General features: G+C 59.1%; 19 protein-coding genes. 6 read left to right on the forward strand and 13 right to left on the reverse strand.

Annotated elements, in window-relative coordinates; genetic code table 11:
- Positions 1 to 1,038, forward strand: coding sequence for a type VI immunity family protein (locus tag Z945_RS0103530; protein WP_025050741.1), 1,038 nt, complete (start codon positions 1 to 3; stop codon positions 1,036 to 1,038).
- 94 nt (positions 1,039 to 1,132) lie between these two features.
- Here Z945_RS0103530 and Z945_RS0103535 read toward each other — a convergent pair whose 3' ends face one another.
- The 8 genes from Z945_RS0103535 to Z945_RS0103570 all read right to left on the reverse strand — a co-directional run bounded on the left by Z945_RS0103535 (position 1,133) and on the right by Z945_RS0103570 (position 9,506).
- Positions 1,133 to 3,334, reverse strand: a complete 2,202-nt coding sequence (locus tag Z945_RS0103535; RefSeq protein ID WP_025050742.1) for a 3-hydroxyacyl-CoA dehydrogenase NAD-binding domain-containing protein — start codon at positions 3,332 to 3,334, stop codon at positions 1,133 to 1,135.
- Positions 3,331 to 3,834, reverse strand: a complete 504-nt coding sequence (locus Z945_RS0103540; protein WP_025050743.1) for a hypothetical protein — start codon at positions 3,832 to 3,834, stop codon at positions 3,331 to 3,333. Before Z945_RS0103540 ends, Z945_RS0103535 begins: the two co-directional genes overlap by 4 nt.
- A gap of 11 nt (positions 3,835 to 3,845) precedes the next feature.
- Positions 3,846 to 5,057, reverse strand: a complete 1,212-nt coding sequence (locus Z945_RS0103545; RefSeq protein WP_025050744.1) for an acetyl-CoA C-acetyltransferase — start codon at positions 5,055 to 5,057, stop codon at positions 3,846 to 3,848.
- A gap of 25 nt (positions 5,058 to 5,082) precedes the next feature.
- A complete protein-coding gene (locus Z945_RS0103550) occupies positions 5,083 to 5,721 on the reverse strand; it encodes a glutathione S-transferase family protein (protein WP_025050745.1) in 639 nt (212 codons plus the stop codon).
- A gap of 118 nt (positions 5,722 to 5,839) precedes the next feature.
- Positions 5,840 to 6,988, reverse strand: coding sequence for an acyl-CoA dehydrogenase family protein (locus Z945_RS0103555; protein WP_025050746.1), 1,149 nt, complete (start codon positions 6,986 to 6,988; stop codon positions 5,840 to 5,842).
- 30 nt (positions 6,989 to 7,018) lie between these two features.
- On the reverse strand, positions 7,019 to 7,231 hold the full coding sequence (locus Z945_RS0103560) for a hypothetical protein (RefSeq protein ID WP_025050747.1): 213 nt from the start codon (positions 7,229 to 7,231) through the stop codon (positions 7,019 to 7,021).
- Between the two features lie 48 nt (positions 7,232 to 7,279).
- Positions 7,280 to 9,061, reverse strand: coding sequence for an acyl-CoA dehydrogenase C-terminal domain-containing protein (locus Z945_RS0103565; protein ID WP_025050748.1), 1,782 nt, complete (start codon positions 9,059 to 9,061; stop codon positions 7,280 to 7,282).
- 43 nt (positions 9,062 to 9,104) lie between these two features.
- Positions 9,105 to 9,506 carry a MerR family transcriptional regulator gene (locus Z945_RS0103570; protein WP_025050749.1) on the reverse strand — a complete coding sequence of 134 codons (402 nt, stop codon included), beginning with the start codon at positions 9,504 to 9,506 and terminating at the stop codon, positions 9,105 to 9,107.
- Between the two features lie 322 nt (positions 9,507 to 9,828).
- Between Z945_RS0103570 and Z945_RS0103575 the strand changes: the two genes are divergently transcribed.
- Both Z945_RS0103575 and Z945_RS0103580 read left to right on the forward strand, forming a co-directional pair.
- A complete protein-coding gene (locus tag Z945_RS0103575; RefSeq protein ID WP_025050750.1) occupies positions 9,829 to 10,569 on the forward strand; it encodes a helix-turn-helix transcriptional regulator in 741 nt (246 codons plus the stop codon).
- A gap of 118 nt (positions 10,570 to 10,687) precedes the next feature.
- Positions 10,688 to 10,900, forward strand: a complete 213-nt coding sequence (locus tag Z945_RS0103580) for a hypothetical protein (protein WP_025050751.1) — start codon at positions 10,688 to 10,690, stop codon at positions 10,898 to 10,900.
- A gap of 18 nt (positions 10,901 to 10,918) precedes the next feature.
- On the opposite strand, the gene Z945_RS0103585 is transcribed toward Z945_RS0103580, so the two are convergent.
- On the reverse strand, positions 10,919 to 11,314 hold the full coding sequence (locus Z945_RS0103585; protein WP_025050752.1) for a MerR family transcriptional regulator: 396 nt from the start codon (positions 11,312 to 11,314) through the stop codon (positions 10,919 to 10,921).
- 118 nt (positions 11,315 to 11,432) lie between these two features.
- On the opposite strand from Z945_RS0103585, the gene Z945_RS0103590 reads away from it, so the two are divergent.
- The 3 genes from Z945_RS0103590 to Z945_RS0103600 are packed head-to-tail and all read left to right on the forward strand — an operon-like array spanning position 11,433 to position 13,708.
- On the forward strand, positions 11,433 to 11,855 hold the full coding sequence (locus Z945_RS0103590; RefSeq protein ID WP_025050753.1) for a PaaI family thioesterase: 423 nt from the start codon (positions 11,433 to 11,435) through the stop codon (positions 11,853 to 11,855).
- Positions 11,852 to 12,358, forward strand: coding sequence for a PaaI family thioesterase (locus Z945_RS0103595; RefSeq protein ID WP_025050754.1), 507 nt, complete (start codon positions 11,852 to 11,854; stop codon positions 12,356 to 12,358). Before Z945_RS0103590 ends, Z945_RS0103595 begins: the two co-directional genes overlap by 4 nt.
- Positions 12,359 to 13,708, forward strand: coding sequence for an MATE family efflux transporter (locus Z945_RS0103600; protein WP_025050755.1), 1,350 nt, complete (start codon positions 12,359 to 12,361; stop codon positions 13,706 to 13,708).
- 50 nt (positions 13,709 to 13,758) lie between these two features.
- Here the strand turns inward: Z945_RS0103600 and arsC are convergent, their stop codons facing one another.
- From arsC to Z945_RS0103620, 4 genes are read right to left on the reverse strand one after another with little or no spacing between them, the layout of a single operon-like run.
- Positions 13,759 to 14,103 (reverse strand): arsenate reductase (glutaredoxin), encoded by a 345-nt coding sequence (gene arsC / locus Z945_RS0103605; RefSeq protein WP_025050756.1) that lies wholly within the window; start codon positions 14,101 to 14,103, stop codon positions 13,759 to 13,761.
- Positions 14,100 to 15,143, reverse strand: a complete 1,044-nt coding sequence (locus Z945_RS0103610; protein ID WP_025050757.1) for a quinone-dependent dihydroorotate dehydrogenase — start codon at positions 15,141 to 15,143, stop codon at positions 14,100 to 14,102. The genes arsC and Z945_RS0103610 overlap by 4 nt, the downstream gene beginning before the upstream one ends.
- Positions 15,140 to 15,571 (reverse strand): DUF1330 domain-containing protein, encoded by a 432-nt coding sequence (locus Z945_RS0103615; protein WP_025050758.1) that lies wholly within the window; start codon positions 15,569 to 15,571, stop codon positions 15,140 to 15,142. The genes Z945_RS0103610 and Z945_RS0103615 overlap by 4 nt, the downstream gene beginning before the upstream one ends.
- On the reverse strand, positions 15,568 to 15,918 hold the full coding sequence (locus tag Z945_RS0103620; protein WP_025050759.1) for a DUF952 domain-containing protein: 351 nt from the start codon (positions 15,916 to 15,918) through the stop codon (positions 15,568 to 15,570). The genes Z945_RS0103615 and Z945_RS0103620 overlap by 4 nt, the downstream gene beginning before the upstream one ends.
- Between the last annotated feature and the right edge of the window lie 71 nt (positions 15,919 to 15,989).

The following is a 15,989-nucleotide window of genomic DNA, read 5'->3' on the forward strand; positions in this document are numbered from 1 at the left end:
GTGACAGACCCCGAGCTGAACCCATTTGACATCCTGAACGCCATCGAAATCCCGGTGCCCGTCGGCAAAACCACCTACGTCGGTGGACGTGTATGCTTTGCGATGATGTTTTTTCTGTCGGCGCAGGGCGACGGTTCAATCCCCGCGCGTCTGGTGCGGGCCGAAGCGCGGGTGCGAGAGGTCTTCGGGACCGACTGCTACGATTTTTGGACCGCGCAAGAGCCGTTTCGGCCCACACCAGTCAAGACGACACCACCGCCGGACCTTGGAACTTTGCATGACGATTTTGTCGCCAATGACGCTCAAAGCAAGACCGGCGCTTTCAATTTTAAGCTTTGGACCGGGCGGCGGGATGGCAAGGCACCACCGACCCAGATGGTCAGCTATTTCTACGAGCGTGCGCATGAGCAGGAGGCCTATGCCGAATATGACATGGCCGAGACCTTTCAAGTCAATATCCCGCTGCCGACGATTGAGGAGATGAACCAGCCAAGTTTCCTCCAACAGCTTTTTGCAAGTCTGTGCGAAATCCTGCGGCCGTTATCGGCTGTGGGGGGGCTGTGCCTTGCCACGCCCTTGTCGGCGGCGGTGTTGCAAGACCGGCAGCACCTGCTTTATCCGCTGCTGAACACGCACCCCGGCCTGTTGGTCGGGCAGGCGCTGGATATGGCCGCAGGCACCAGATTCCGGATGAGTGCTGTGAACTGGCTGACAGCGGTGCATGCTGATTTGCTGGACCTTTGCGGCGGCGCGGATGAGGTCAGGGGGGCGCTGTCACTCGATGGGTTTCATACCAAAGACTTCGCAGACGGCGGGCTGCTGATACAGGCTGGCCCATCGCCGCAGGGGGGGGACACCACACAAGGCATTGGCATCCCGCATTACGGTGAACTTGCCCGCGCTCTGGAGCCTGCCCGGTTGCAGTTCGAAGGGCGTATCCCGCATGTTCCGGCCTACGGGCCGGAGGACGTGCTTTACGCACCTGATCTGCTGGCGAAGACCCAGAATGCGTGGCTGGCGCGGTTCGACCACATGTAGATCGCCGCAACAACGGGCGCGGGGCATAGCTCTCACAAAAAAAGGGGCACCGAAGTGCCCCTTTGATCGTTCTGCAGTTGTGTCAGCGTGTTGCTTAGGCGGCCTGCGCCTCGCCGCCGAAACGGTCATAGAAGCTTTGGTTCTTGGCCGCCATTTCGCGCAGCAGGTCAGGGCATTTGAAACGCTCACCGAATTGCGCTTCAAGCTGGTCACAGCGTTCAGCAGCATAGGGCGTGCCAATCATGTCGAGCCATGAGAACGGACCGCCGGACCAAGGCGCAAAGCCCCAGCCGAGGATCGCGCCGACGTCGCCCTCGCGGATGTCCATCAACACGCCTTCTTCCAGCGCACGCACAGCTTCCAGCACCTGCACGAACATCAAACGGTCCTGAACGTCCTGCAGCTCGGGCTGTACTTCGGCTAATGGATATTTGTCGTGCATGCCTTTCCAGTAGCCCAGACGCTTGCCCTTTTCGTCATAGTCGAAATAGCCTGCCTTGGTTTTGCGGCCCAGACGGCCCTGTTCTTCCAGCCAGACAATCAGGTTGTCGGCCTCGGAGCTTGGATAGGCGTTGCCCATTGCAGCCTTGGTCGCCCGCATGATCTTGGTCGCCAGATCGACAGAGGTTTCATCGCCCAGCTGCACCGGACCCACGGGGAAGCCCAGCATCTGTGCGGCCTGGTCGATGTACCACGGGGCCACACCTTCGGTGATCATGCGGTTTGCTTCGCCGCCGTAGGGGATGATACAACGGTTCGCGTAGAAGAAACGCGCGTCATTGACCACGATCGGTGTCTTGCGGATCTGGCGCACATAGTCGAGCGCCTTGGCAACCGCACGGTCGCCGGTTGCCTTGCCTTTGATGATCTCAACCAACGCCATGCGTTCCACAGGGCTGAAGAAGTGGATGCCGATATATTGCTCCTGACGGCTGGAGGCCTTGGCGAGCTCGGTGATCGGCAGGGTCGAGGTGTTCGAGGCAAAGATGCAATCCTCGGGGATCACCGCTTCGACCTTTTGGGTCATTTCGGCCTTAACTTTGGGGTCTTCGAACACCGCTTCGATGATCAGATCACATCCTTTGAGCGCGTCCAGATCAGGGGTCGCGTTGATCAGCGCCAATGCGGCTTCTTTCTTCTCGACGGTGCCTTTCTTGCGGGCGATGCCCTTGTCGAAATAGGCCTCGGCATAGGCTTTGCCCTTATCGGCGGCGGCCTGATCACGGTCGATCAGCACCACTTCGATGCCTGCTTGCACCGATACCAGTGCAATGCCCGCACCCATCATGCCGGCCCCCAACACGCCCAGTTTCTTGACCCGTTGATCCGGAATGCCTTGAGGGCGCACCGCGCCTTTTTCCAGCGCTTCCTTGTTCAGGAACAGCGAACGGATCATGGCAGAAGACGAGGGGTTCATCAGCACGGAGGTGAACCAACGGGCCTCGATCTTCAGGGCCGTGTCGAAAGGCACCAGTGCCCCTTCGTAGACTGCCGAGAGCAGGGCTTTGGCAGCAGGAAATGCTCCTTTGGTCTTGCCGTTAATCATGGCGTTGGCCCCGACGAAGGTCATGAAACCGGCAGGATGGTAGGGGGCACCGCCGGGCATTTTGTATCCCTTGGCGTCCCATGGTTTGACCAGATCGGCGTCTTTGGCATTCAGCACCCATTCCTTTGCAGCAGCAACCGGGTCGGCCACCACTTCGTCAATGGTGCCAGCTTTGACAGCGGCGGCAGGGGCGAGCATTTTGCCTTCAAGCAGCAGCGGTGAGGCCGCCATTGCACCCAGTTTGAAGCTCAGGCGCGTTGTGCCACCGGCGCCGGGAAAGATACCGACGAGAATTTCGGGCAGGCCGATGCGGGCCTTGGGATTGTCTGCGCAAAAGATGCGGTGCGTGGCCAGAGGCAGCTCAAGGCCGATGCCAGCGGCAGTGCCGGGCAGGGCGGCTGCGATCGGCTTGCCGCCTTTGTTGGTCTTGGAGTCCATGCCGGCGCGTTCGATCTTGCGCAGCAGGGTATGCATGCGCATCGTGCCCTCAAATAGGCCCTTTGCCGGATCATCGCCTGCGTCTTCGCGCATTTTTGCCAGCAGGTTCAAGTCCATGCCACCGGCAAAAGAGCCTTCCTTGCCAGAGGTGATCACGATGCCTTTAACAGCGTCATCAGCCAAAGCTGCGTCAATGTGGGCGTCCAGTTGCGAAAGTCCGTCAATGGACATCACATTCATGGATTTGCCTTCGACGTCCCATGTGATGATGGCAACGCCATCGGCGTCTGTTTTCATAGTGAAATCGGTCATATCGGGTTCCTTTCCGACTGAATTTTAAGATCAGACACGGGCGGCTGCCTGTCCACGTGCACGAGGATGCCAAAAGCACCTGCTTTGTTCGCGACCATGTTCAGGCAGCTTGCTTCGCGCCATATTTTGTCTGTACCCCGCACCAGGCGGAGTTGATTTTGGTAGGGTTCTATCACCCGGTTGGCACCCCGCATGCGGTGGCTGATGTGGGAGCCTGTGATTTCATCGTCGCCGACGAACCGCGCGTCTTGTGCAATCCTTACCAGATCCGTGATGCCTTCGGCCGTCAGACAGGTGCGGAAGTCGTGGAACATCTGTTTGGCATCCTCGGCAGTCTTGGCGATGAAACGGTTGGACATGGTGACAACTTCATGCGGGAAACGCAGGTTCTGGGCAAAATCCTCGAACCGCCCGGCCAACAACGCGCGGGTCAGCGTATCAAGATGACGCTGATACACCGCGAGCGCTGCGGGATCGGTGCTGTTCGAAGACTGGCTCATGCTGTCCGCGCTTACATCCGTTCGATGATCGTGGCTGCCCCCATGCCGGACGCAATGCAGAGCGTTGCAAGGCCGACCTCTTTGTCCTGCCGCTCAAGTTCGTCCAGCAGTGTGCCGATGATCATCGCGCCCGTGGCACCCAGGGGGTGGCCCATCGCGATGGAGCCACCGTTCACGTTCACCTTGTCATGATCGACGCCGAATTTGTCCATGAACAGCATCACGACTGCGGCAAAGGCTTCATTGACCTCAAAGAGATCAATGTCACCAATATCCATACCGTTATCGGCGAGGATTTTATTGGTCGCAGGCACGGGACCGGTCAGCATGATGGTCGGGTCTGTGCCGATCTTGGTGGTTGCACGGATGCGGGCACGCGGCTTCAGGCCATGCTCTTCGCCAAACTCCTTGTTGCCGATCAGCACAGCGGCGGCACCGTCCACGATACCGGACGAGTTGCCCGCGTGGTGGATGTGATTGATCTTTTCGAGATGCGGATACTTCAGCCGCGCTACGGCATCAAAGCCGGGCATGACCTCGCCCATCTGCTGGAAAGCAGGATTGAGCGCACCCAGCGACTGCATGTCGGTCTGCGGGCGCATGTATTCGTCGTGATCCAGAATGCTCAGCCCATTCTGGTCGCGGATGGTGATGACGGAGCTTTTGAACCGGCCCTCGTCCCATGCCTTTTGTGCGCGCTGTTGAGAGGCGACAGCAAGCTGGTCCGCATCGTCGCGGCTGTAGCCGTATTCGGTGGCGATGATGTCGGCGGAGATGCCTTGCGGTACAAAATACTGCTCCATCGCGAGGGTCGGATCGACCGCAATCGCGGCCCCATCGCTACCCATTGCCACGCGGCCCATCATCTCGACGCCACCGGCGATGTAGGCTTTGCCGGCACCACCTTTTACCTGGTTGGCGGCCAGATTGACGGCTTCCATGCCCGAGGCACAAAAGCGGTTGATGGCAAGTCCGGGAATACGCTCATCCAGATCAGAGGCGAGAACAGCGGAACGGGCCAGACAGCCGCCCTGTTCCATCACTTGTGTGACGTTGCCCCAGATCACGTCCTCGACGGCATGACCTTCGAGGTTGTTGCGGTCTTTCAAAGCGTTCAGGGTTTGCGACGACAAACGCAGGGCAGTCACTTCGTGCAGCGCACCATCCTTGCGGCCTTTGCCACGTGGGGTGCGGATTGCGTCATAGATATAGGCTTCGGTCATGGAGGATCTCCTTTGGAAGGGTTGTTCAGGCGCGGTCAGCGGGGCTGCCGGGCATCAAATCATAGGGGGCTTTCCAGCCCGGTGTGTCGGACAGACGCGTGAGCCACGCGTCGATGTTGGGCCATTCGCTTCGGTCGAAACCAAAAGGTTCAGGGTAATAAAGGTAGCCGCAGCAGGTCATATCGGCGTTTGTCAGGCTGTCCCCGACAATCCAGTTCCGTCCCGCGAGGTGGTCGTCCAGCACAGCGTAGGTGCCTTTGAGGCGGGCCAGATGAAAGCCGATGACCTCTTTGGGTTGTTTGTCTTCGGGCAGGAAATTCATCAGGAACCGCGTAACGCCCGCCATGGAGCTGAGCTTGTGGTTGTCCCAGAGCACCCAGCGCAGAATCTCGCGACGTTCCTCGGCGTTCCGGCCGCCATGCTTGCCGGACTTCTCGGAGACGTAGTCTTGAATGATACCGGACTGCGTGAGTTTTACGTCGCCGTCGATCATCACCGGCGCTTCGCCCATGATATTCAAGTTGCTCTTGAATTCAGCAGTACGGCCCGCGCCGTTGAAAAAGTCGATCTTGACCGGTTCCCAGTCCAGCCCGGAAAGTTCCAACGCCAATGCGGCCTTGTAGGAATGGCCGGATTCGCCGAAGCAATGTAGTTTGATGGTCATGGGTCGGTCCTTGCTGTTGCTGGTGTGTCGGGTATTTTTAAAAAGGTGAAATGGGGCGATGCACCCTGTCTTCACCCTTTTTCAAATATCCGACGCTGTCTTTTGCGGCAGGCGCGCGTCACAAGTTGCGCGCAATCAGTTCCTTCATAATTTCGTTGGTGCCGCCGTAGATGCGCTGGACGCGGGCGTCGGTCCACATTTCGGCGATGGCATATTCTTGCATAAACCCGTAGCCGCCATGCAGCTGCAAGCATTCGTCCAATACTTCGCCCTGGGTATCCGTCAGCCAGTATTTGGCCATTGCGGCGCGGTCTACGGTCAGTTCGCCGCGCAGGTGTTCGGCCATGCATTGATCAAGGAAAGCGCGGGCCACGGCGGTTTTGGTTTTGCATTCCGCCAGCTTGAAGCGGGTGTTCTGGAATTGGGTCAGCGGGCCGCCGAAGGCTTCGCGTTCTTTGCAGTATTTGATGGTGCGTTCGACGGCCCCTTCCATCGCACCCACGGCTTCGCAGGCGATGATCAGACGTTCTTGCGGCAATTGCTGCATCATCTGGTAGAAGCCCTGGCCTTCCTGCTGGCCGAGAATGTTTTCAGGCGGAATTTCCACGTTGTCAAAGAACAGCTCTGACGTGTCTGAGGCGTGTTTGCCGATCTTGTCGAGGTTGCGGCCCCGCTGAAAGCCTGCAGCCCCATCGGTTTCCACAACCACCAAAGACACGCCTTTGGAGCCTTCCTCGGGGTTTGTCTTGGCCGCTACGATGATCAGATTGGCGTGTTGGCCGTTGGTGATAAAGGTTTTCTGCCCCGACAGGCGGTAGGCATTGCCCTCACGCACGGCCTTGGTCTTGATCGCCTGCACATCCGATCCGGTAGAGGGTTCGGTCATTGCCAAAGCGCCGACCATTTCACCCGACGCCATCTTGGGCAGCCAGCGTTTTTTCTGATCTTCAGTGCCATAGGCCAGAACGTAATGCGCGACGATGCCGGAATGGATGTTGTTGCCCCAGCTGGCCAGATTGGCGCGTGCGCTTTCGATAAAGATCGCGGCGTCGTGCCCGAAATCACCACCCGCGCCGCCGTATTCCTCGGGGATCGACGCGCAAAGCAGACCGAGCGCACCGGCCTCTTGCCATATGTCGCGGTCCATTTCCGACTGATTGCGCCATTTCTCGAACTTGGGAGCCCATTCGGTGTTGATGAAATTCGCCGTCATCTCGGCAAGCATCTGGTGCTCTTCGGTCATCCAGATGGATTTTGGCGTGGTCATGTCTTTCATCGTGTCCTCCCCCAAGGTCGCTTAACGTTTCCGGTCTTCCAACTCGGCGTTGAACAACCTGAGCCTTGCGGTCAGGTTTTCCTCGTTCATCACCGACCCGAAATTCTCGAACAGAAAGGACAGGGCCTCACCTTCGTCCAGCCCTGCTTCGGCGCTAAATCTCTTCAAGGCGCGGTAGCCGTCTTCGGTCATGGCGACGGGAAAGCGGCGGGTCAGGCGAAAGCGTTTGGGCACAAGTCTCTCCGGATTGAGCGGGGCGGGGCAGGCCCCGCCACCCCCAGCTTAGAAGTTTGCCGCGTCCAGCGCCATCACTGTGTCGGCACCCGATTGGATGCGCGTCAGGTGCAGCGCCGTGGCAGGCAGTTGGCGTGCCATATAGTAGCGGCCTGTGGTCAGTTTGGTCTCGTAGAACACCGCGTCAGAGGTGCCAGCGTCAAGCGCGGTTTTTGCCGCCAGACCCATCTTGGCCCACATCAGGCCAAGGCAGACCTGGCCAAACATATGCATGAAGTCATTCGACCCCGCCAAAGCATGGTTCGGATTTTTCATCCCGTTCTGCATGAAGTACATGCCAGCCGCTTGCAAATCCTTGCTGGCGGCTTTCAGCGGTTCCATGAAGTCCTTGTCGAATGCCGCATCCGCGCCTCCGTTGTCCTTGATGAAGGATTTGACCAGATCAAAGAAGGCCATAACGTGCTTGCCGCCATCCTGAGCCAGCTTCCGACCCACCAGATCAAGTGCCTGAACGCCGTTTGCACCTTCGTAGATCATGGCGATACGTGCGTCGCGGGTGAACTGGGACATGCCCCATTCTTCAATATAGCCGTGGCCACCGTAGACCTGCTGAGCCTTTACGGTCATGTCATAGCCGACATCGGTCAGGAACCCTTTGATCACCGGCGTCAGCAACGACACCAGACCATCAGCATCCTTGTCACCCGAGCGGTGAGCCGCGTCGATCATGGTGGCACCCCAGAGGATAAACGCACGTGCGCCTTCGACAAAGGATTTCTGTTCCATCAAAGAACGGCGGATATCGGGATGCACAATCAGCGGATCGGCTGGTTTGTCGGGGGCTTCGGCTCCGGTGACAGCGCGGCCCTGCAAGCGGTCCTTCGCATATTCCAACGCGTTCTGATACGCGACGTCGGCCTGAGCCAGACCCTGCATGCCGACACCCAGACGGGCTTCGTTCATCATGGTGAACATGGCGCGCATGCCTTTGTGCTCTTCGCCCAGAAGGAAGCCGGTGGCTTCATCGTAGTTCATCACGCATGTAGAGTTGCCGTGGATACCCATCTTGTCCTCGATGGAGCCGACAGTCGCGCCGTTACGCTCGCCCAACGAGCCGTCTTCGTTCACGTTGAACTTGGGCACGATGAACAGAGACACGCCCTTGATGCCTTCGGGGCCGCCTTCGATCTTGGCCAGCACCAGATGGATGATGTTGTCGGCCATGTCATGCTCACCCGAAGAAATGAAGATTTTCTGACCGGTGATCTTGTAGCTGCCATCCGGCTGAGGCGCGGCTTTGGTGCGCATCATGCCCAGATCGGTGCCGCAATGCGGCTCTGTCAGGTTCATGGTGCCGGTCCAGTCACAAGAGACCATCTTGGGCAGGAAGGTATCTTTCTGCTGGTCGGTCCCATGTGCAAGGATCGCCGATGCCGCACCGTGGGTCAGACCCTGATACATGGTAAAGGCCTGGTTTGCCGCCGAAAACATCTCTCCTACGGCTGAGCCGATAACCTGCGGCATGTTCTGCCCGCCATATTGCTCTGGCATGTCCAGACCGGGCCAGCCGCCTTCTTTCACTTTCTCAAAAGCGTCCTTGAATCCGGTGGGCGTGTAGACCACGCCATTCTCCAGACGGCAGCCTTCGGTGTCACCGATCACGTTCAGGGGGGCGATGACCTCGGATGTCAGCTTGCCCGCTTCTTCAAGGATGGCAGACGTGAAATCGGGTTCCAGATCATCATAACCGGGCGTCTTGGCTTCGGAGATTTTCAGAACGTCGTGCAGTACGAACTGCATATCCCTCGTGGGTGCTGTATAAGATGGCATGGTGGCTCTCCCTGATGGTGTGTCGGTGGACGTGCGGCGGGGTTTATTCAGCAGCAGTCCGTGTTTGCTTCATGGAGGCAATCATCTTTTCCCCCCATTTGAGTTGTTCTTTCAGATCATCAATGGCCGCATCCATTTCCTGACGCTGGGATTCAAGATCGGCCAGGCGGTCGCGGGCGATGTCATAGGCGCGGGTGATCTGGGTCTGTTGCTGGTCACCCTTATGATAAAGGTCGAGCAACTGCCGAATTTCCTCGAGGCTGAAGCCAAAGCGCTTGCCGCGCAGGATCAGCTTGAGCCGCGCGCGGTCGCGCTTGGTGAACAGACGCTTCTGGCCCTGACGCTCTGGAAACAGGAGCTCCTTAGCTTCGTAGAACCGCAAAGTGCGGGGCGTTACTTCGAATGCGTCGCACATTTGGCGGATCGTCATCATATCGGTCGTCATCTCTCATACTCTCATCAAATGGATACAACAGCTGTGTTTCTGACGCCGATGTGTGATGCTTGAAGCCGCCATACAATACCTGTTCACGTTGACGTAACTGGGACGTCACGTCACATTCAAAGTTGACGTAGCGGATGCGAAGGTAACGCAGTCGTAGTGGTTCGGAATGGCTTGGTGCCATGTCGTTTAGGACCGGACGATTAAGGAAACATGCTGCGCTGCGCATAATCATTTCTATTTGAGCGTGAAACGCTGGGCGCTTGTAGGATGGTGCGTTAGAAAAGTTGCAGCAGGGCGGAATCATCGGCATCAAGGAGGCGCAATGGCACAGAAATTGTCGATTGAGTATTTCGTCACCATGTGTGGTGGGGTGACACGGCTGGCAGATTTGTGGTCGCTCAGCACAGAGTATCTTGGGTCGCAGGGCATCAGGATCGTCGACTACAATACAACTGAGCGGGTACGGCAGGGCACTCATTTCTCACACATCGTGCAAAAAGGGTTCCCGGATGCCTGGGTCAAGCACTACGTTATGGAAAGATTGCGCCGGTTTGATCCGATCCCCAAAACCGCTATGCGGTTACAGCGCCCGTTCCTGTGGTCACAGACCGGAAGCTTCTGGGCATTGCGCCCCGAGCAGCAGGACTTTTTAGAAGAGCGCGCACGAAACGTACCCGGCGACGGTCTGGTGATCCCGGTGTACGGCCCCAATATGTTGAACGCCTGCGTTGGTTTCGGGTTCGGAGATCGGGTCCCTGACCTGTCGGACCGCGAGATTTTCAATTTTCAGACTGTCGCGCAGATGGGGCATCTGCGCTACTGCGAAATCACACGGGAGCGCCGGCAAAAGACAGACCTTTCTCCGCGCGAGATTGATGTGCTGCGCTGGATTGTGCGCGGCAAAAGCAATTCTGTCATAGCGGAAATATTGGGCATCTCGCGGCATACTGTGGACACAATGACCCGGCGGATGTTTGATAAACTGCATGTACACGACCGGACGTCTGCCGCGGTGCTTGCCATGGGGTCGGGTTTGATCGACAGACCGATAGATACCGATTGATCGGGACATTTCCGGTCCGGGTCAGATGTGGCGCAGTTGCGTGACATGCCACAGTGCGATTTGTGGAGTAGGTCGCTGCGAATTCTCTCCCATTCCTAGTTTTTCCAGAAAGCGCGTCATGCCCCAACACTTCTATGGTCCCGATCCGTCGGATGCAGCGCGGCTTCGTGCGCTTGCTGACCTGCGTCAGGCGACAGCGCTGGTCGAGACAGCGGCCTTTGATCTGGCCGAGCGTATTCCCAGCCATCTGGTTGCCGATTTGATGATGGCCGCCGCCCAGATCGACCGGCTGGCGGCCAAGATCAGCCCGACATCCGGACATACAAACTAGGCTCTCGCAGTCCGCGCGTCAGGCGCCGGAACGTGCGCTTGCCATATCAGCAAGGGCCGCAGCGGTATCTTCGCGGGATTGGCGCAATTCATCGATGGCTTCTTCCAACTGGGCGCGTTGGTCTGCCAGTTCAAGCAACTGTCTGTCCGCGCTTTTCAACCAGGCCTGCATCTGGGCCTCGGTGCCGTCTTTCTCGTAAATCATCAGCCATTGGCGGATGCCCTCAAGGGCAAAACCGAATTTGCGACCGCGCATGATGAGTTTCATCCGGGCAATTTCACGCGGTCCATAGAATCGGGCGCGGCCCTCGCGGTCCGGCTGAAGCAGTTCGATGTATTCGTAATAGCGCAGCGTGCGTGGTGTCACGTCGAATGCAGCGCACATTTCTTTGAACGTCAAACGATCATCTGCCATGCTTGTCCCCTTTCCGGAAGCATAAGCTAGGACGATGCAGAGGCAAGCGCAACAGGTCCCCTTGCCCTTGCCCGAACAGGGGGAGATAAAGGGCCAAAGTGCCCAAAGGACCACCCATATGTCGAATAAAATTAAACTTGCGGGGCAGTTCATTCAGGCTTTGCCCCACGCGGTAGCGCTTGGCATGACACTGGATGATCTCGATGCGGGTACTGCGGTTCTTTCCATGCCTTACTCGGAGAAAATCATTGGCGACCCGCGAACAGGCGTTGTGCACGGTGGTGCCGTCTCCGCTTTGCTAGATACCTGCTGTGGTGCTGCAGTGATGAGCCATCCAAGCAATCCACCCGGCACTGCAACAATCGACCTGCGTATCGAATATCTGCGTGCGGCCACACCGGGACAGCGGATCACGGCGACGGCAACCTGCTATCACGTCACCCGCTCGGTCGCCTTTGTGCGGGCCACGGCCACGGATGAGGACACGGACGTGCCGGTCGCGATGGCCACGGGCACCTTTACAGCGGGGGCAAGTGCATGATCAAACGTCCTGAGCCTGTGCAAATCGTCAAACAACGTCGCGACGGGGTGCTGAAAGCGCTCGTTGAGGGTGTGCCCTACATCCAGTTTCTGGGAATTGAATTTGAACGTCGCGGGGACGAACTGACGGCGATCCTGCCTTTCAAAGAAGAGCTGATCGGCAATCCGATCCTGCCCGCGCTGCATGGCGGGGCAACCTCGGCCTTTCTGGAGGTGACAGCGATCATTTCGCTGAGCTGGACAAATTTGTGGGAACGGATGGAAAGCGGGGCGCTTGAGACCGAGAACATTGATCACAACCACCTACCACGCATGCCCAAGACAATCGACTTTACGGTGGATTACCTCCGGTCGGGGCTGCCGCGCGATGCTTACGCGCGCGCGCGCATCACCCGCGCAGGACGCCGCTATGCCAGTGTGACGGTCGAAGCGTGGCAGGATAACCGCAGCCGTCTGTACGCGCAGGCTACCGGGCATTTCGTGATGCCGCGGCAGGAAAGCTAGGTGGCGGCACCGGCGGGCGCAGAGCGCCCGGCAGCCCCTCAGATCACCCATCGCCGTGTTCTGAACATCGCTTTGCCGATTGTTCTGTCGAATGCCACTGTGCCGATCCTTGGGGCGGTAGACACCGGCGTGGTCGGCCAGATGGGGTTGGCAGCGCCCATCGGTGCCGTGGGCATCGGGGCCATCATACTATCGGCGTTCTACTGGGTTTTCGGGTTTCTGCGCATGGGCACTGTTGGCCTGACCGCGCAGGCCGCCGGGAACGAGGATGTGCCCGAAGTCGCGGCGCTTCTCACGCGGGGCCTGCTGATTGGGCTGGGCGCTGGCGTCGCAATCATCATGCTGCAAGCATTGTTATTCTACGCGGCCTTCGCAGTTTCGCCTGCATCGGCAGAGGTCGAGAGGCTCGCCCGTCAATATATGGCGATCCGCATCTGGTCCGCGCCCGCGGCCATCTCGCTTTATGCGATCACCGGCTGGCTGATCGCACAGGAGCGGACGCGGGCGGTGCTGGTCATTCAGCTTTGGATGAATGGCCTGAATATCGTTTTGGATATCTGGTTTGTCATGGGGCTGGGCTGGGGCGTGCAGGGCGTGGCCTTTGCCACATTCCTTGCGGAATGGAGCGGTGCGGCCATGGGGCTGTGGTGCTGCCGTGCCGCCTTTGCCGGGCCGCACTGGCGCAATTGGGTACAGGTGTTCGACCGGATACGATGGGTGCGGATGGCCAAACTGAACACCGACATCCTGATCCGCTCACTCTTGTTGGAGGCGATGTTCGTCTCCTTCATGTTCATGGGGTCCGACCTGGGCGATGTGACCCTCGCGGCCAATCAGGTTCTGATGCAGTTCTTGATGATCACCGCCTTCGGCCTTGACGGGTTTGCCTTTGCAGCCGAGGCGCTGGTCGGCCATGCGGTTGGTGCACGGCAGCGCGCAGCCCTCAGACGGGGGGCGGTGATGGCGTCTTTCTGGGCCGGCATCACGGCGCTCCTGCTCACGGTGGCATTCTGGATGCTGGGGCCGATGATCATTGATCTGATGACCAAAGCGCCCGAGGTGCAGACCGCCGCGCGTGTGTATCTGCCCTATCTGGTGCTGGTGCCGCTGGCAGGAGTGGGGGCCTTTATGCTGGACGGCATCTTTATCGGTGCCACAAGGTCGCGGGACATGCGCAACATGATGGCAGTGTCCTTTGCCGTCTATGTGGTCGCGGTGCTGACCCTTGTGCCGTCTTTGGGCAACCACGGGCTGTGGTCTGCGATGCTGATTGCTTTCGTGGTGCGCGGATTGACGCTGTGGCTGCGGTATCCGGCGCTTGAACGTTCTGTGATTGCTGCTGTGCGTTAGCCATTCGTTGTATGATCATCGTCTATCAACCGTGGTCCATATAACCCTGATCAGACCAATTGCAGCACGTCTTCGGGAGGGCGGCCAATAACGGCTTTGGTGCCGGTCGAAGCAAGGGGCCGTTCGATCAGGATCGGATGCGCCGCCATCGCGGCGACCGCATCAACGTCGCTCATGTCTTTGGCGAGACCCAGCTCGCGAAACAGCTTCTCGCCGGTGCGCATCATCTGCATGGCGGGGATGCCGCCGAGCGCCTGCCGCATGGCTTCGATCTCATCGGCGCTGGGCGCGTCTTCGAGATAGCGCCGGACCTGCACATCAGCACCGGCGTCCTGTAACAACGCCAATGCTTGCCGCGATTTAGAGCAGCGCGGGTTGTGCCACAGGGCGATCATGCCCACGCCTCTTTGCGGCAGCCGACTGCATCGGCCACGGTGGCGAAGCCGTCCTTTTTCAGCAGAGCCTCCAAACCTTTGGGTATATCCGACGCCAGCGAGATCCCGCCGTACACCAGCGCGGTATAAAGCTGAACGGCAGAGGCCCCGGCGCAGATTTTGGCATAGGCGTCTTCGGCAGTAGCAATGCCGCCCACACCGATCAGCGGGATGTCCGTCAGACGTGCCAACCGCGCCAGAATGCGGGTGGATTTGTCAAAGAGCGGCCTGCCGGACAGTCCGCCTGCCTCGGCGCGGTGCGGCCCGTGTAACCCTTCGCGGTCGAGCGTTGTGTTGGTGGCGATGATCGCCGCGACCCGCGCGTCCTGCGCCACCTGCGCCACGTCGGCCAGTTCGGCTTCGGTCAGGTCAGGTGCGATTTTCAGGAAGACCGGCGTGGCCCCGCGCACATCCATTACGCCTTCCAGCAAAGCGGCCAAAGCGGCTTTGCCCTGCAAATCCCGCAGCTTCTCGGTGTTGGGAGATGACACATTGACCGTGGCGAAATCCACATGATCGCGGGCGGCGACCATCACGGCGGCGAAATCGGCAGCGCGGTCCGTGCTGGTCTTGTTGGCCCCAAGGTTCAGTCCTACCGGCACGCCAGCGCCGCGCCGCGCCAGCCGGTCGCAGATTGCCTGCGCGCCTTCGTTGTTAAACCCGAAACGGTTGATCGCGGCACGGTCTTCGGTCAGACGAAAGAGCCGTGGTTTGGGGTTGCCGGGCTGGGGCAGGGGCGTGGCGGCCCCCACTTCGACAAAGCCGAAACCGCTGCGCGACAGCGGCGCAATCGCTGTGGCGTTCTTGTCGAACCCGGCAGCAAGGCCCACGGGGTTGGGCAAGGTGATGCCGGCGAGCGTGGTTTTCAAACGTGGCGTGGTAATGGGCCCCGGCGTTGGCGTGAGGCCCAGTTGCAGTGCACGGATCGCAAGGCCATGGGCGGCTTCGGGATCCAGCTTGCGCAAAGCGGCCAGACCAAGCCTTTCCATGAGAGCTGTCATCCGAAGACGTCCCCGACTTCGGCACCCTGGGTGCGGATCAGCCGTGATGTGGCAACGGCGGCTTGGCGGTGGACCACGGCGCGTTGATATTCGGGGTCGGATATCATCGCGAGAAACGCATGGGCATTCGGGTACTGCGCAATGAACATCGCATCCCATGTCTCGTCCGAGGGACCGATCAGCGTGGCTTCGAAATCACCGCGCCACAGGATCGCGCCGCCAACTTTCTTCAACACAGGACCACTGTGTGTGCCGTAATGCGCATAGGCTTCGGCACCGCTCAACCCGTCGCGGGCCAGTTCGTGATCGCCGGGGTAGTTTGCCTTGTCGTTAAATTTGACAAGGTTCAGCATGTTGAGCGGTGTCTCGCGGTCCAGTGCCTTGAAGGCATCAAACTGGGCGCGGTCGGGATCCAGATATACTGTCATTGGCTGGCCTCTTCTAATCCTGCGGGGAATTCATGTGCGCCGTCTACCAGCGGCAAGGGCTGAGCCCAAACCACATCGGCGAGCGTCATCTTTCGGTAAAGGTGCGGAAACAATGCATCGCCGCGCGACACTTCCCATTTTAATGCATCGCCTGCTGCATCGGCATCCACCGCGACCAGAAACAGCCCCTCCGCACCCGCAAAATGCTTGGCGGCGGTTTCGGCAGCCTGCGCGGCGGTCGAAAAGTGGATATATCCATCCGCCAGGTCGATCGGCGCGCCCTCGGTCTCGCCTCGGGTGCGGAGGTCCTGCCATTCATCGACGCGAAAAATCTTGAAAATCAACATAACAACGGTGATGCCCGCCCCCTTGCCAATGGTCAAGCCGCCGATCCTGTAGCGGCGCGCAAATCCTGCGC

It is taken from the genome of Sulfitobacter noctilucae (genome assembly GCF_000622365.1).
Classification (GTDB): Bacteria; Pseudomonadota; Alphaproteobacteria; order Rhodobacterales; family Rhodobacteraceae; genus Sulfitobacter; species Sulfitobacter noctilucae.